We start from the raw sequence: 16,579 nt of genomic DNA, 5'->3' as shown, positions 1-16,579 counted from the left end.
CTAAAAATAAATTATACAGATTAATCAATAGTTAGCTACAACAATGGATTATGCTACTATCTTTCATTTCTATGATCATAATCACAATTACGAGCTGGTGGAATACTCTGTATGAAGTTAAAAACATTTTCCGGATCATATTTAGCTTTAATTCTCCTAAGTCTAGCAAAATTATCACCATAATATTCATGACCGTAATCTTTTATACATAAATCTGGTACATTTACATATGATCCTGTTATATATGGCTGCAATCTTGCACGTGTCTTCTCAACAAGGATAATATTCTCTCGTGCTTCACCTTTTTCAATCCATGAAGCATCCCATTCCAAATAATATTTAGTATTTCGCCAGAAAAAGGCTGTATCCTTTGGATTTACACTATTCATAACGCCTCCAGAGTTAAGGAAAAAGAAATTAGATTCGCTTCCTTTTGCCTTTTCTAAGAAGCTTCTTATTGCTTCAATTCCTTCTTCAGGTAGAGTTTGCTCAACCCAGGCAGATGACCACGTACTCTTCTGTTCATCGAAGAAAGGTTCATTTGGAGCCCAGAAATCTATTGCCTCACTTAGTGTAACCCCATCAATAACTACCTTTAAAGGACATCCTACTTCTATCAAAGGTCTTATTAATTTCTTCAGTTCTGCTTTAGTCCCAAGGAATAATCCCTGCGAACGGAGAAGACCATTTGTTTTAGAATATATCTCCAATATAGTACCAAGTCTTACATCTACGAATGGGGACCACCTTTGCCATGCATCAATAACTTCATCTAATTGCTCCCAAGGCCAAATTATTTGGAATATCCCAACTTCAGCAGGAGCACGACGTATTCTAAATGTGTATGAGGTTATAATACCGAAGTTACCTCCTCCACCTCCACGAATAGCCCATAGTAAATCTGGATTTTCCTTTTCGCTAACGTGCATAATCTCACCATCAGCATTAACTATAGTGGCGGCTAAAATATTATCTGAAATTACTCCTGCTGTTCGTTGTATAGCCGTAATTCCTCCACCAGTACTTATTCCGCCTATACCAACAGTAGAACTATCTCCAAAAGGAGCAAGGAAACCTTCCTTTGCCAGCATCCTCACAAGAACACCAACACGTATTCCCGCTTCAACTGTTGCAATTAAATTTGCTTTATCAACCTTTACTCTTTTCATTAGACCAGTATCTATTACAATTCCACCATTTGTTTGTGAAAAATCTTTTGCTAGAGCATGCCTGCCGCTTCGCATCCTAATTGGTACGTCATTCTCGCGGGCCCATTTGACTGCATTTTCTACATCCTTATTATTCTTTGCAAAAACAAATACACTAGGAAACGCATTGGTGAACGGATTCCAGTTCATTCGTGCTTCCCTATATTCAGGATCATTTGGACGGATTACCTTTCCAGTTAATTTTGTTTTGCATTTCATATAGTCACCCTCTTTTGTAAATTAGCCTTATATAAAAACAATGTATTTTTTTACATAAAGCTTGTTATATTTTATAATATGAACTTTTATAGAATTAGTACCACCTTTTGATTTTACATCTAACATAATGCTATAAAAATAATACGAGTTTTTGCTTAGACTACTGTGAATCAAAAGGGCAAGTACTCTCATATTTTCCCCTATACTTTTTCACAAAAAGGAGTATACAATTTTCATTAATATGTAATTTAACATGTGACTTTTTCAAACTCATCCTGATATAAGATTAGTTTTTTAATTCGTCACCAAGTAAATATATTTTCTTTTTTTATTCTCTTTTAAAAGGTAACTTTCCGAATAAGCCTTTCTCATAATTAATCCCCTAACGAACCCCAATGATCACATGATTGTCCAGCGATATAATTTTCTAGAGAATAAATAAATCCTCGACAATACTACACTCGTATTGTCGAGGATTTATTTGGTTGAGATGAAGCATAACCTTTGAACTTTACTAATTATTATTTGCACGATTTGTATTTTTTTATTATACCAATAACTTACCTTCTAAGTAAGAATACTTCAAATATTCTTTACTTCTATAATATACTGATGAATTAAAATCTGAGATTTCATCACTAATAAATGAATTAAATACTGAACATAACACATCTATTAAATCTATACCATGCGACTTTACTATTTCAATATTCCTTATTATTTTTATAACATTGCTGCCCCAATTAGACCTGCATCATCGCCCATTTTGGCTATTCGTATATCTACTACATTGGTGTTTGAAACTTTAGTTTTAACACACTCAATGATTTTAGACAATAAATATGGATTATATATTAATACAGCGCCTCCAATAACTATAACCTCTGGATCTATTACTGTAATGATATTTGCAATTCCTATAGAAATATTGTTTATCCAATTATTTATTATTTCAACGGCTCTTTCATCCTTATTGTCATAATATTCAAAGACTTCCTTAGTGCTTATTTTTCTTCCATAAATCTCAGAAGCTATTCTTGCTATATTAACTCCACTACATTGGCCTTCTAAGCCTCCTTTATTTAATCCAGAATGACTGTATGAATCTTCATTTATAATCATATTGTGTATTTCAGCTGCTTGGCTATGAGCTCCATTTATTATTTTTCCATCCATAATCAGTGCACCTCCAACTCCAGTTGAAACAGTTATATAAAATACAGATGAGCATCCTTTAGCATTTCCGAATAAACTTTCTGCAAAACCTGCTACATTTGCATCATTGTTCACTTTAACACACATCTTTAATTTTTTCTTCAAATACTCTGCTATATCAAAGTTTTCCCACCCTTTTAAGTTTGGAGGATTAATTATTCTTCCTATATTTAAATCTAATGGCCCTGGTGCTCCAACTCCAACTTTTTCTATTTCATAATCCTTCCATACTGTTTTAATGTGATTAACTAGCTTATCTAAATTATATGATGCTCCTTTTACAACTTCATTTTCGGTTTTATAATTTTCTATTATTTTTCCTTCCTTAGAAACAATAGCAACTCTTAAATTTGTTCCTCCAATATCAATTCCAATTGAATAAGACAAAACTATCTCCTCCTCACTAATAACTACTGAAATTTTACATTCCTTATTATGCTAAAAGGTTGAATATATTTTATTCAACCTTTTAATTTTCCTAAGTCATGTAAAATAAATTAACAAGTCAAAATATGCTTATTTAAAATTGTTATTTAATTACTATAGTCTGTACTTTACAATGGCTTAATGGCTTAGGATTAATGCTTCTATCTTCTATTGAAATTTTACTTTTCTCTAAGTAACTTTCATCAAGCATTGCATAATAAGCATCTTTATCTTTCTTGTTAAATGTTATTTTCCCTTTTGTAACTTCACTCTTCATTGGATTAAATATTCTAATAACTAATCCTGTATCATTTTCCTCTTTCTTTATTGAGCTCAAAGCAAAATTCTCATTTTCAAATTCAAATAAGCTGTAACTATTTTCATATATTTGTTCTTCATCTCTAAAGGCAAATATCATTCTTCCATTTAGGAAATCAGCATACTCATATACTTGAATTGGAGTTAAGAATCTTTTTGCCACATTAGCAATATGAGCTTTATCAAATTCCTCATTATAAATGTGAACACCAAAATCAAATTCCAGCTTTCCTAATAACTGTGCATTTGGAGTTTCTACAATCTTTTCTCCTGAAGCTCTACCTGGTCTATAAAGTAGATTTTCTCTTCCCATATAACCAAAACTTCTGAATAAAGTTAAAGCTATAGTATCCAATTTCTCTCCAATTATTTGATATTCTCTAACACCTTCAGTTATTACAGCTAATCCTCTTTCACCATTTTCTAATGTTACAAAGCTTTGCATCGGTTCTATTGTTATTGGTTTTTCCTGCCATAGATCTTGATTTGCCCTCCAAATCTTTATGTCTTCTTCTAATACAGTTTTTCTGCTTATTATTCCAAATTGCTGATCTGCAATTGATAATTTTGATGCAATTTCAGTGTTAAATAATACCCTAACTCTATGAGATAAGGCTACATTATCTATATCAACTTTAAAGCTTATCATATTTTTATCATTGTCTAATAAGATTTTCATTTCTACAGGCATATCTACAGAAGCATTTCCACCTGCTCTTTCTTCTAAGGAAGCTGGCACCTTCATACAATATTTTAGTATTAATTCTTCTTGTATTTCAGATTTAAAAACCTTAGCTTGTGATTTAAATGATAAGGAAGATACTATCAAATCCTTTCTTGGAGGCGAATAGTTATAAGAATCTCCATCATCTCCATTTTCCTCAAGAACAGCTTGCTTTGAATAAAGCCTGTTAGAACTCTTATCTAAAATATCAATAGAACCATGCTCATTTGCAGAAATTTTATAATACTTATTTTCTATTGTATCCCCTAGCTCGGCCTTAACTGAAAGGTTGTTTTTCTTGTTTAACTCAAATACAACTTGTGTATATCCTACAGCTGGTATATCTTCAGCCTTAAGTGCTATTTTAGCCCTATATACCTTATCTGGCATGTAAATCTTTTTACTTGGATTCAATCTTATAGTCTGCATTAAAACATAATCAGTTATATCTTCCTTAGACTTTATAACGTATTTAAGTTCTTTTCCTTCCCTATTTTTAATTATAAAATCTTCTTCCGGTATAAAAACTTCAAATTCAATTACTTCTGTTCTATTTTTAGGATGTGCATTAAATAATGTTAGTGTAATTTCTTCATTATTATTTTTAATCTTAGTTGATATTAATCTCATATGAAGATCTAATAAATTTGTTGATAAATCTCTTGCTTGTTTATATCTCATATAAACATCTTCATTAGTCGTATCACTATTACATGCTCCAATACTATCATGAGCTGCATTTTCAAACATTAGCTTCCATATGTCTTTCATAGTTGTATGAGGATATTCATTTCCTAGCGAATAACTCATAGTTAATATTGGTTCCACCACATTTACTATGTAGTTTTCCAGATGATTGTTCATCATCTTTAAATCAGATCTTGATGAAAAAATTGATTTATGAATTCTCATATGTTTCCCATTAACAAATTCCCCTTCAAGTTCTTTAAAATTACTTCTTTCTGCCTTAACGCTTGCAATATAATTTTCAATATTGCTTATAATATATTCATTATCTTTATCTATAGAATTTGCTTTTTCTAATATTTCTGGAAGATTAATTCTTATTGGAGCTTGGTCAAAACCATTTGGCAGATATACATTATTAGTAGTCGCTTTTTCTTTTAGCTTTCCTATCTGCTCATCTAAATATTTCTTTAAATCACCTTCCTCTTCTGGAATATTTCCACCACAATAATACCCAAAAGGAATTTGTACAGCAAAAGCTACTGTTCCATCAGAGCCCTTCCAGTTGAACTCTGTTGAATCTACCATATCGTCAGAAACGCCTCTCCAAAATAGCGAATCCTTTATTCCAAACCCATTGTAAATTTGAGGCATTTGAGCTGATTGGCCAAAAGAATCTGGTACATATCCAACCTTCATATAATTTCCAAATTCTTTACACCTTTCAATTCCATAATATAAATTTCTAACTATTGATTCACCTGATATAACGAGCTGATCCGTTTGAGTATACCAAGGTCCAATTATTAATTTACCTTTTTTAACTAAAGACTTTATTCTCTCTTTATCTTGTGGAACCCATTTTAAATAATCATCTAACAAGGATGCCTGTGCATCAATCATAAAATATTTAAAACTTTTATTATTTTCTAATGTATCTAAAACGTCTTTAAAATCTTTCATTAAGTATATCTTTGATCTTGAAGTTGTAAAATACCACTCCCTATCCCAATGGCTATGTGGTACAACATGTACTTTATTTTTCATAATTCCTCCTATAAAGTGAGGCTCTCTCAAATTTCCAAATAATATAAATTATTTTAGTGTTTAATTTGAGCTAGCCTCAATATTTTATTCCATTTCTAAAATTATTTCTTCATTATCTCCGCCATCACTTACTGCTGCTTCTTCGTTATCATTAAAATCAACAAGGATAGTTGATAAGATTGCAATTACAAGTGATCCAGCTACTATTCCTACTAAGTATGCCCAGCCAGATCCAACTGAAATAAATCCATATAATCCACCAATTGGAGGCATTATAGCATGTGCTCCTAATAGTGCTGTAAGCCCAGCTCCAACTGCGCATCCTAACATATTGACAGGAATTAACTTTAAGGGATTACATAATGTATAAGGAATCGCCCCTTCTGTAATTCCTATGAATCCCATAATCAAATTTCCTTTTCCAGCTTCTCTAAAAGATGGCGAAAACCTTGATTTTCTGATAAATGTAGCAATACCATATGCTAGTGGAGGTATAACAATAGCACAATTAATTAAAATTGCTGGTAAATAAACACCTTCTGTAAGCAATACATTTCCTGCCATCCATGCTGCCTTATTTACTGGCCCTCCTAAATCAAATCCAATCATTGCTCCTAAAATAACAGCTAATATTACAACATTTGTTCCATTGGCAGTCATAGCTTTAATCCATTCAATAAGAGCTGTATTAATCGCTGCTAAAGGATCCGCAAGTATTACACCCATTAATATAGCAACCGTTCCAACTGTAATAAGTGGTAAAATTATAAGTGGCACCATCGAAGCTGCGGCTCCAGTAATTTGTACTTTTTCTTTTATAAATTTAGCAACATATCCTGCCACAAAACCTGCTATAACTGCACCTAAGAAACCTGCTTTTGTATTACTTGCAATTAAGCCTCCAATAAACCCTGCCGCCATAGCTGGCTTTTCTCCAATTGAATAAGCTATAAATCCACCAAGTATAGTATTAACCATACCAACGCCTACCCAGCCTGATTGTTCTATTAAGTATAATATATGATAAAACCCTGTTGTATCTTTATATGGGCCGAAATCTGTTATTCCTATAGCTAATCCTATAAGCTTTGGCACTGCAACTACTAAAGACGCTCCTATAATTAGTGGCAGCATATATGAAATACCAGTCATCAAATGACCTTTTAATTCTTGAAGTAATGAATTCCCTTTTTTCATAAATAAAAACCTCCCTGAATATTTGGTTATAAAATTTCACAAAATATTTAATTATAAACTATTTATTGTATCCTTAAAATGATATAATTAGTATGAAATATTTATTATGTATACTTATTATTAATAAGTATATTGATAATCTCGTTCTTGCCGGAATGAGATTATTTTTATTTTGTTAAAGCTTCTATACATTTTGTTAAAACTGCTTCTGGCTGCTTAAGTGCAACTCCTATTTTTACTTTTATCACTTTTTTTCCTTCAAATCGTTCCATACCATCAATATGTTGATCCGAAGCAATTAATACAAAGTCTGCTGCTTTAGCTTCTTCTTGAGTTATGCCATTTACTTTCCCCATAATTCCTTGCTGTTCAACCTTGATATCATGTCCTAATTTTTTTCCAGCTTCAGTTAATGCTTTTGCTGCCATAGGTGTATGGGCTAATCCTGCTGGGCATGATGTAACTGCTACAATTTTCATTTTTATTCCTCCTCCATTTTTTTTGATATATATTTTATTAAACTGCTCTTGTCTTCTGAAGACATTATTTCTTTTTTAAAATCATCCTCCATCAAACAAGTAGCAAGTTTTGATAACATCATTAAATGTACATTATTTTCATTTTCCTCTGGAACCATAAGACTAAATATATACTTTACATTACTACCATCTAAGGTTTCCCATTCTAATTCATTTTTTGTCTTAATATAAAATATAGACGGTTCAACAACATTTGAACTTTTTGCATGTGGAATTGCAAATCCATCCTGCACACCAGTTGAATATTCTTCTTCTCTCGCTAAAAGATCTTTAAGCACTCCCTTCTCATTTTTAGCTATACCATTCTCAACAGCTTTCTTTGCCAAAAATTTTAATGCATCAGTCTTTGTATCTATTTCTACATTTAAAAATACATTTTTTTCATCTAACATTTTCGCTCATCTCTCTTCTCTTTGATATTGATTACACTATTAATATAAATCTTTTTTATAGAAACCTAAACATATACTATTTCCATTTTAAAGTGGAAATTATTATACTAAGTTTTTCCTTTACCCTCCTAACTATTTATATTATTATTAAATAATATAGTCAGAATTTTAAATAGTCTATATTTTGTGCTAATAGTACATGTTTAAATCTCAACTTTATTTTCGTAATATAGACAAACATTTATGTACTATTCATATTATTTTTTAACACTAAGGAGGTAAGTTGTTTGCTTATTCAAAAAAGGCTTCTTGTTCTATTTGAACTTTTAAATAAGAATGAATCAAAAATTTCTTGTAAAGCTTTAAGTAAAATAACAAATGTAAGTGAAAGAACAATAAGAGGAGATATTGCAGCATTAAATTCCATTCTGGAAAGTCATGGGGCTGCAATAAAAATAAAACGAAATGAAGGATACTACATTGATATTTTGGATTTAAATAAATATCAGCAATATCTAGCAGAAATTACTCAAGATATCATGGAAGATAATGATATACCAAACTCTCCAATAGAGAGAAATAAATACATTTTGAGATATCTCTTATATAGCGATAACTATACAAAGCTTGAAGACTTAGCTGATCAATTATATATTAGCAAAACTACTATATTAAATGATATAAAAATCATAAAATCTATTTTATCAAGATACGATCTCAATCTTATATCAAAACCTTACTATGGAATTAAAATTCAAGGTAATGAACTAAATATAAGAAAATGTATTTCAGAGAATATAATAAATAGAGATTTTGAAAATTATATTTTAGGTATAACAGATGAAGAAGTTGAAGTATTTAAAAATATTGACTTAAAGAGACTTCAAGAGATAGTTTTAAGGTATGTTCATGAATTCCACATAGAATTCTCCGATTTCAGTTTAAAAAATTTTATAATCCACCTTGCTATAGCAATAAGTAGAGTTAATAATGGACATGTTTTAATAGGAGAATTAGACAATCTGCCTGAAGATTCATATCTAAAAAAGGCTATAACACCTATTTATGCTGAAATTGAAGAATACTTTAATTTTAATATTCCATCAAATGAAAGAATATATATATATAATCATTTCAAGTCAAAAAGTACTCCTAAACTAATAGCTAAAGATAATACCGATGAAAAAATAATCGACTATACTAAAAATTTGCTAGATTATATATATATACATTATAATTTTGATTTAAAAAATGATACTACTTTACTTAATGATTTAATACTTCATTTTAAATCTATTTTGAATTCAAAATACTATAATCAAAATAAAGCAAATCCTCTTATCAATACTATAAAAAGTAACTATCCTCTTGCATTTGAAATAACTTTAACTGCTGTAGAAAATATCTTCAAGCAAACTGTCTATACTTTTACTGAAGATGAAATAGGATACGTATCTCTACATATTGGTGCGGCGATAGAAAGATATTTTGATAAGAATATTAATTGCAAAAAGGTTGTTATAGTTTGTGGTTCTGGTTACGGTACAAGCCGATTATTAGAAACAAGGCTTAATAAAGTGTTTAGAGACAAATTAAATATAGTTGAATGCTTATCATACAATCAATATCTTGTGCATGATTTAAATAATATTGACTTAATAATCTCAACAATTCCTCTTGAAAATAAAAATCATCCCGTTATATTAGTTGATTTCGCTTTACTAAACAAAGATATTGAAGGAATTTCTAAAGCTATAACTGATGAACCTATAGTATATAATAAAGTATTAAGTGAATATTTTGACTCTAATTTATTTTTAAAGTCTACTAATGTAAATACAAAAGAAGAATTACTAAATTTGATGTGTGATACTTTAAATAGCAACGATATAATTTTGCCATCCTTTAAAAACTCGGTTTTTTATAGGGAGACTCTTTCTCCTACTAATATCGATGACTTTTTAGCAATACCTCACCCAATGGAGTTAAGTGCAATTTCAACCAAAATATGCATTGCTATATTGAAGGAACCTATTTTGTGGAATAAAAATACTAGTGTAAGTTTAGTTTTTATGATTGCAATTAATAAAAATGATTACTTTGAGATGGATAAAATTTACGATATCTTTCTTAAAATAATTAATAGTGATGACTTGAAATATTCAATATTAAATTGCAATTCCTACGAAAATTTTTTGAATTTACTACAATCTATAATTTGACATAATAGAATACTTTTAATTTTAAAATTTATCCATATAAAACACCCCCTTTATAGAAACAGTTTTATTATTTTAACTGTCTACTATAGAGGGGGTATATTAATTTTATATTTTCGTGAATTTTATGGTAGAGACAAAGCATAACATTTGAAATTCATCAATAAATCTAATCTAATTTTACCAAATGACTTATAAAATTGACTTCTTCATATATCTATGTATATGAAGATAACCTTACTCTATACCTTCAATGCTTAGTTAACCTACTAGTTTAAATTATACCTCTAGTATTTATATATTAACATGATGTCTTCCTCTTGGAACTATAAAAGGTGAATTGGACACTGGATCTTGTATTACCACACAATCTAATCCAAACACTTCATTGATTAATCCTGATGTTATAACCTTTGATGGTTCACCTTTACCAATTAGTTTTCCCTTCCGAAGAGCAAATATATAATCTGCGTATCTGGCAGATAAATTTATATCATGAAGGACCATTACAATAGTAGTTCCTCTTCTGCGGTTTAGATCCGTCAATAAATCAAGGATTTCTACTTGATAAGCAATATCAAGATATGTAGTCGGCTCATCCAAAAGAAGTATATCTGTCTGCTGAGCTAGTGCCATAGCTATCCAAACTCTTTGGCGTTGCCCTCCGGATAGTTCATCTACACTACGATTAGCAAGATCTGTTATTCCCATTATTTCAAGCGCCTCTTCTACAGCATCAAAATCACTTTTATCCATGCTTTTTAAAAATGCTTGATATGGAAATCTACCTCTTGAAACTAAGTCCCAGACTGTTATCCCTTCTGGAACTACTGGTGATTGTGGAAGCAGTCCTAAAACTCGTGCCAATTTTTTAGAAGGCATTGAAGTTATTTTTTTACCGTCAATTACAACATCTCCTGAAATTGGCTTAATGAGCCTTGCAAGTGTTTTTAACAAAGTTGATTTACCACATGCATTTGCTCCAATAATAACACTGATTTTATTACTTGGAATAGTTATATCAATTCCATCAACTATAATCTTTTTTTCATACCCAGTTACTAAATTTTTTGCTTCAAGCAATTGTTGTTTTTCATTCATTATGCTTGCCCCCTTCTGTTTATAGTTATTAGAAGCAATAGCATATATGGTGCTCCTAAAATTCCTGTAATTACACCTACAGGAAATCTTGTACTAAATACAAACTGGCCAATCATATCTGCTCCAAGTACTAATAATGCTCCAACTAAACCTGATGCTGAAACATTTGGTGCTCCTAATCCAACTAGTCTTGCTGAAATTGGACCTGATAAAAATGCAACAAAAGCTATAGGCCCTGTAACAGCAGTTGCAAAAGCAATTAAAAATACGGAACTTAAGATAAGTGTGATTCTTATTAAATTTATTTTAATACCTAGTGTTGTTGCAAATTCATCTCCTAATTCTAATATTTGAAGATGATTAGTTAAACATAAAACAATAACTCCAAATATAATAACAACCACAAGTAAGCCTTGGACATCTTTCATACTCATCCCATTTAAGCTACCATTTAACCATGTGAGTGCTTTTGAGACATCGTGTTCTGAAGCCTTGACCAGCAAAAATGATATAAGGGCATTTAACATTGCTTGCATTCCAATTCCTATAAGTATTAATCTTCCACCTGAAAATCCTGTGCCTTTAGAGAACATATATATAAGTCCTGAAACTAAAATTCCAGAAATTACAGCTGCGATAGAAACACTGCTTCCACTCATGTGAAGAACTAATATACAAAATACCGCTGCCACACTAGCCCCAGAACTTATTCCTATAATATCAGGACTAGCTAGTGGATTTCTAAGCATAGTTTGAAATGTATTTCCTGCAATTCCAAAGGCTAGCCCTGCTAAAAGTCCACAAAGCATTCTTGGTAAACGCAAGGTTCCTATAGTAAATGCAGCTCCTTGTATCTCTTCCCCACTAAGTACTCTTATAACTGTACTTAATGAATAATTAGTTTTACCATATAAAAGCATAACTCCGCAAAGACCTAATGTTAAAGCAAAGAGAATTATATTAACGCTGATCATGCGTTTTTTTCTTTTTATATAACCTTCTTTTATCATAGAGTGAGTAGTTTTTATCATATAGCCCTCACCTTCGCTTTCCTTGCAATGATAATAAGAATTGGAGCTCCTAAAAATGCAGTAATAATTCCCACCTGAAGTTCACCAGGACTTCCAATTACTCTTCCTAAAACATCTGAAATTGTTAAAAGCACCGCTCCTCCAATAGCTGACATAGGAACTAAACCTCTTAAATTTGAGCCAAAAATGAGACGTATACTGTGAGGAATCATTAAACCCACAAATCCTATAGGTCCTGCAATAGCTGTTGTTGCGCCACATAGTATAACCCCTGCAATTGCACATATAATCCTAATAATTCCTATATTTACTCCAAGACCAGTTGCAACCTCATCTCCTAAAGCTAAAATATCCAATGCTGGTGCTGATATTATGCTTATTATTAATCCAATTATTAAAAATGGTAACATTAAGTCAATACTCTCCCAAGTTGCACCACTTACACTTCCGACCTGCCAAAATCTATATGCATCTATAACCTCACTTCTAGGAAGTATTATTACACTTACTAAAGAGGTTAAAACTGCACTAGTAGCTGAGCCTGCCAAAGCAAGTTTTATTGGTGTCATGCCTCCACTTCCAATAGAAGCTATAGTATAAACAAATATTGATGTGATTCCTGCTCCAACTAGTGCGATCCAGATATACTCGTTAGCTGAATTTATATTAAAAAATGCTATTCCAATTACAACAAATAAAGATGCACCTGTATTAACTCCTAAAATGCTTGGGTCTGCTATTGGATTTCTAGTGATTGATTGCATAAGAGCCCCCGATATTCCAAGAGAAGCTCCTGCCATAATACTAAAAATGGTTCTTGGAACACGTTCTCGAACAACTAATGCAGCAAAAGAAGTATCATCACTATTTAACAAAGCATTTATTGCTTGGCTAATTCCTATATTTTTTGACCCAAACGCCAGTGATATTATTACACATATACCTAGTAAAAAAATACTACCTAAATATATTCCTACTGTCTTTCTAAATCTCATTATGCTTTATCTGCTGCCTCTCCAATTATTTTTAGATATTCATCTATTGTTGCTGGAATTGATAAGGCAGTAGGAGTACAAGATGCTGCAAGTGCTGATCCATCTTCTATTACGGCAACTGATCCTCTTTTTATTGCTGGAACTGTTCCAAGTAGGGCATCTGATTGCAATTGTTTTACTAATGTGCCATTTCCATACGTTACTATTACATCTACATCTGTTAATTTATCAATATTTTCCGAACTAATTTCGAGAGCAAAACTGTCTGAAGTTTGCGCAAGCTTTTTAGCACTCTCTGGTAATTCTAATCCTAAATCAGTTAAATATGCTGCTCGAGGATCTGTTGGAAGATATATATAAAATTTACCTAAGTCAGCTGGATTAAAGTAACAGAAAACAGCCTTTTTACCTTTAAGCTTAGGATACTCACTAGTTTTTTCTGTTATTTGCTTTTCCAAATCTGAAACCAATTTGTCTCCTTCATCTTTTTTACCCATTGCAGTTGAATTAATTGATATTTGATCACGCCAATATGTTTGCCAAGGAAGTTTAGGATATGCTACAACAGGAGCAATTTTACTTAATAAATCATATTCTTCTTGTGTTATTCCTGAATATGCAGCTAATATAACATCTGGCTTTGCATTACTGATAGCTTCATAGTCTAAACCATCTACATCGTCAAAAGTAACAGGTTTGTCCACGCCTAATTCTTTATATTTTTCTGCTGTCCATGGTAATAAACCATTTTCATCTGCTTTTCCATAGTTAGCTTTGGATACACCTGCTGGTACAACTCCTAATGCTAATGGTACGTCCTGATTTCCCCAAGAAATTGTAACAACCTTTTCTGGTTGTTTTTCAATTACTGTTTCACCAAAAGTATGTTTAATAGTAAGTGGATAAGTTACATTCGCACTTTGTCCCACATTAGATTTATCTTCATTTTTAGCCGCTCCACTTGAGCATCCCGTTATTAATAAAGTACAAGCAAGAATAATCGTAGTTATTCCTTTTAATTTCATGATAATCCTCCTAATTGTTATGTATTTTACTGAATCACTTTTATTTGATTTTTATACTCAAATGATAATGTTTTTCATTTACTGTCGTTATTTATTTTATATTTATCAGTAAAATTTGTCAACCTTACATTGAAGGACTTTATCTTGAAATTTGTGGTAATACTCATTAAATAAAATTATTTTCATTATATTTTGTGAAGACTTTGCCTTCATAGGGAGTTCCTAGAAAAGAACAAAATCGCAGGCGACTGTGTTTAAGTTCCGTATTGTGCTTCGCACTCTTTTCATATGTGTAGATTTTTTCACGCATCTGCCTTTTCGAACGCATGTGAGAAAAATCTGCACATCAGAAATGGCAGCTATGCACTTATAAAAAGAGTAGCTATGCTACAATACTGAACTATTCTGCATATAAGAACATTTTATGCAGGCGAATAAGATTTCTTTTTTATTCTTTTTTAAATACAAAAACTAGTCAATCAACCTTTTTTAAGTTATACCCTCAAGGAGTACCTCGTCTACAGATTTTATTGGAATATAAATTCCTAAAAAATAAAAAATATTTATGATAAATCCTTGTTATAATTGCGTTTCTAAACAGCAATTATAACAAGGATCTATACATAAATATTTCAAAACAAAATTACATAAAATTAACTATTAATGCACAAGTTCTTTAAGCAAGAAAACTTATTTTTTGACTTAACTAAATCTCGCTTTAAGACATTTGATAAATTAATTTAATTCTATAGATTTAGAGGTTCTTTTAATATTAAGTTCAGTTACCATCTTATTTGAAAACTTGTCCATATTTATAAAATACATTACAATTAATCCAATTATGGTAAATACAATTCCTGAGTATATAAACGAAATATTAATTGCCTTTATTGCTGCACCTGTCTGTACAGTAGCTGTTCCATTATATTTTCCAAAGTCAAGGATCCATCCGAGAATTGCAGTGCCAAGACCACCCCCTAATTTCATTCCAAAGCTTACACAACTGTTAATTAATCCATCTGCACGTATTCCTGTTTTCCATTCTCCATAATCTACAGCATCTGCAACAATTGCGAAAATTCCAACTATTAGAGGCGCCATACCAAAACCCTTTATAATACTTCCTGCCATAACAAGCTCATAAGAAGCAGGATTAATTGCCATAATAATAACACCTACTAATTTCACTAGAAATCCAAACATCATAACTTTCCATTTACCAAATTTACTTATGAACTTAGGTAAAAGTGCAAATCCAACTATCATAGGTGCATAAAGTGCTAAAGTAAGCATGCCCATTAAGTTAGCATTATTTAATACATAGGTTGTATAATAAAGAGTAGCTCCTGAAAATAGCCCCATATCTGTATAAATAATAATAAACATAATCGCTATAAGTAAAAAATATTTATTTTTCATCAAGGAACCAATTCCTACTTTTAACTTGAATTTTTCTCCCTTTTCATCCTGATTTCTTTCTTTGGTAAATGCAAATGTTATGAATAGAAATGCACATGAAATTATTCCATAAATAACTGCAAGTTTTGACCATCCATACTTTTCAACCAATGGGTTTGTAATCATTGATAATATAATAGTAAATGAAATAACAAAAACAAATCGAATTGAACTCAAAACTGAACGTTCTTGTATGTTACTTGATATTCTTGATAGCAATGTGCAATATGACAAATTTGAGGCCGTGTATACAATTGACACTAAAAATATATAAGTAATATATGCATAAATCAGCTTTCCACCATTGCTGAGACCCATAGGAACATTAAACAATAATATCAAACCAATTCCCATAAATGGTGCACTCCATAAAATCCAAGGTCTTGTTTTACCCCACCTTGTATTAGTTTTATCAATAAGTGCTCCAATTGATAAATCTGTTACACCATCTAAAAGTCTTGCAATCAGCATTAGTGTCCCAACTGCTGCTACTCCAAGTCCAACACTATTAGTATAATATATCATCAAAAAAGAAGTAATTGGCACATACACAAAGTTACATCCTACATCGCCTATTGAATAAGAAATCTTTTCTTTTAAATTAATTTTTTCTTCCATAAAAATACTCATTCCTTTCATAGTACTCAACATATAAAGCAATTAAACGATTACTCCAAGAATATATATGTTCTAATTAATGATGCACATTTATCAATAAATAATAAATGCTGAAATTTTTTTGAGTTTTCAATAATTCCTATTCAAAAAGCATTGAATT

At 31.0% G+C, this 16,579-nt stretch carries 12 protein-coding genes; 1 reads left to right on the top strand and 11 read right to left on the bottom strand.

Features of this window, described 5'->3' with window-relative positions:
• Positions 1-56: 56 nt before the first annotated feature.
• The 6 genes from L3B96_RS07430 to L3B96_RS07405 all read right to left on the bottom strand — a co-directional run bounded on the left by L3B96_RS07430 (position 57) and on the right by L3B96_RS07405 (position 7,972).
• Entirely contained in the window at positions 57-1,427 is a 1,371-nt protein-coding gene (locus tag L3B96_RS07430) for an FAD-binding oxidoreductase (RefSeq protein WP_238859866.1), read from the bottom strand.
• A gap of 723 nt (positions 1,428-2,150) precedes the next feature.
• On the bottom strand, positions 2,151-3,029 hold the full coding sequence (locus L3B96_RS07425) for an ROK family protein (RefSeq protein ID WP_238859864.1): 879 nt from the start codon (positions 3,027-3,029) through the stop codon (positions 2,151-2,153).
• Between the two features lie 142 nt (positions 3,030-3,171).
• Positions 3,172-5,844, bottom strand: coding sequence for a mannosylglycerate hydrolase (gene mngB / locus L3B96_RS07420; protein WP_238859862.1), 2,673 nt, complete (start codon positions 5,842-5,844; stop codon positions 3,172-3,174).
• An 84-nt stretch (positions 5,845-5,928) separates the two neighbouring features.
• Positions 5,929-7,041, bottom strand: a complete 1,113-nt coding sequence (locus tag L3B96_RS07415) for a PTS fructose transporter subunit IIC (RefSeq protein WP_238859860.1) — start codon at positions 7,039-7,041, stop codon at positions 5,929-5,931.
• Between the two features lie 167 nt (positions 7,042-7,208).
• On the bottom strand, positions 7,209-7,520 hold the full coding sequence (locus tag L3B96_RS07410) for a fructose PTS transporter subunit IIB (RefSeq protein WP_017213069.1): 312 nt from the start codon (positions 7,518-7,520) through the stop codon (positions 7,209-7,211).
• A gap of 2 nt (positions 7,521-7,522) precedes the next feature.
• A complete protein-coding gene (locus tag L3B96_RS07405; protein ID WP_171787747.1) occupies positions 7,523-7,972 on the bottom strand; it encodes a PTS sugar transporter subunit IIA in 450 nt (149 codons plus the stop codon).
• A 287-nt stretch (positions 7,973-8,259) separates the two neighbouring features.
• Here L3B96_RS07405 and L3B96_RS07400 point away from each other — a divergent pair, with 287 nt between their 5' ends.
• Positions 8,260-10,194, top strand: coding sequence for a BglG family transcription antiterminator (locus tag L3B96_RS07400; RefSeq protein WP_238859852.1), 1,935 nt, complete (start codon positions 8,260-8,262; stop codon positions 10,192-10,194).
• 291 nt (positions 10,195-10,485) lie between these two features.
• Here the strand turns inward: L3B96_RS07400 and L3B96_RS07395 are convergent, their stop codons facing one another.
• The 5 genes from L3B96_RS07395 to L3B96_RS07375 form a co-directional block, all read right to left on the bottom strand.
• The gene (locus L3B96_RS07395; protein WP_238859850.1) at positions 10,486-11,292 is read right to left on the bottom strand and encodes an ABC transporter ATP-binding protein; all 807 of its coding nucleotides are present in this window, start codon (positions 11,290-11,292) and stop codon (positions 10,486-10,488) included.
• Complete coding sequence (locus tag L3B96_RS07390) at positions 11,292-12,323, bottom strand: iron chelate uptake ABC transporter family permease subunit (RefSeq protein ID WP_238859848.1); 1,032 nt, start codon at positions 12,321-12,323, stop codon at positions 11,292-11,294. The genes L3B96_RS07395 and L3B96_RS07390 overlap by 1 nt, the downstream gene beginning before the upstream one ends.
• Positions 12,320-13,318 (bottom strand): iron ABC transporter permease, encoded by a 999-nt coding sequence (locus tag L3B96_RS07385; protein ID WP_238859847.1) that lies wholly within the window; start codon positions 13,316-13,318, stop codon positions 12,320-12,322. Before L3B96_RS07385 ends, L3B96_RS07390 begins: the two co-directional genes overlap by 4 nt.
• Positions 13,318-14,343 (bottom strand): iron-siderophore ABC transporter substrate-binding protein, encoded by a 1,026-nt coding sequence (locus L3B96_RS07380; protein ID WP_238859845.1) that lies wholly within the window; start codon positions 14,341-14,343, stop codon positions 13,318-13,320. The genes L3B96_RS07385 and L3B96_RS07380 overlap by 1 nt, the downstream gene beginning before the upstream one ends.
• 735 nt (positions 14,344-15,078) lie before the next feature.
• The gene (locus tag L3B96_RS07375) at positions 15,079-16,419 is read right to left on the bottom strand and encodes a glycoside-pentoside-hexuronide (GPH):cation symporter (protein WP_238859843.1); all 1,341 of its coding nucleotides are present in this window, start codon (positions 16,417-16,419) and stop codon (positions 15,079-15,081) included.
• Positions 16,420-16,579: the final 160 nt, after the last annotated feature.

The organism is Clostridium sp. YIM B02569 (assembly GCF_022320765.1).
In the GTDB taxonomy this organism is placed as follows: domain Bacteria; phylum Bacillota; class Clostridia; order Clostridiales; family Clostridiaceae; genus Clostridium; species Clostridium beijerinckii.
This window is presented reverse-complemented; position numbering and strand designations above follow the sequence as displayed.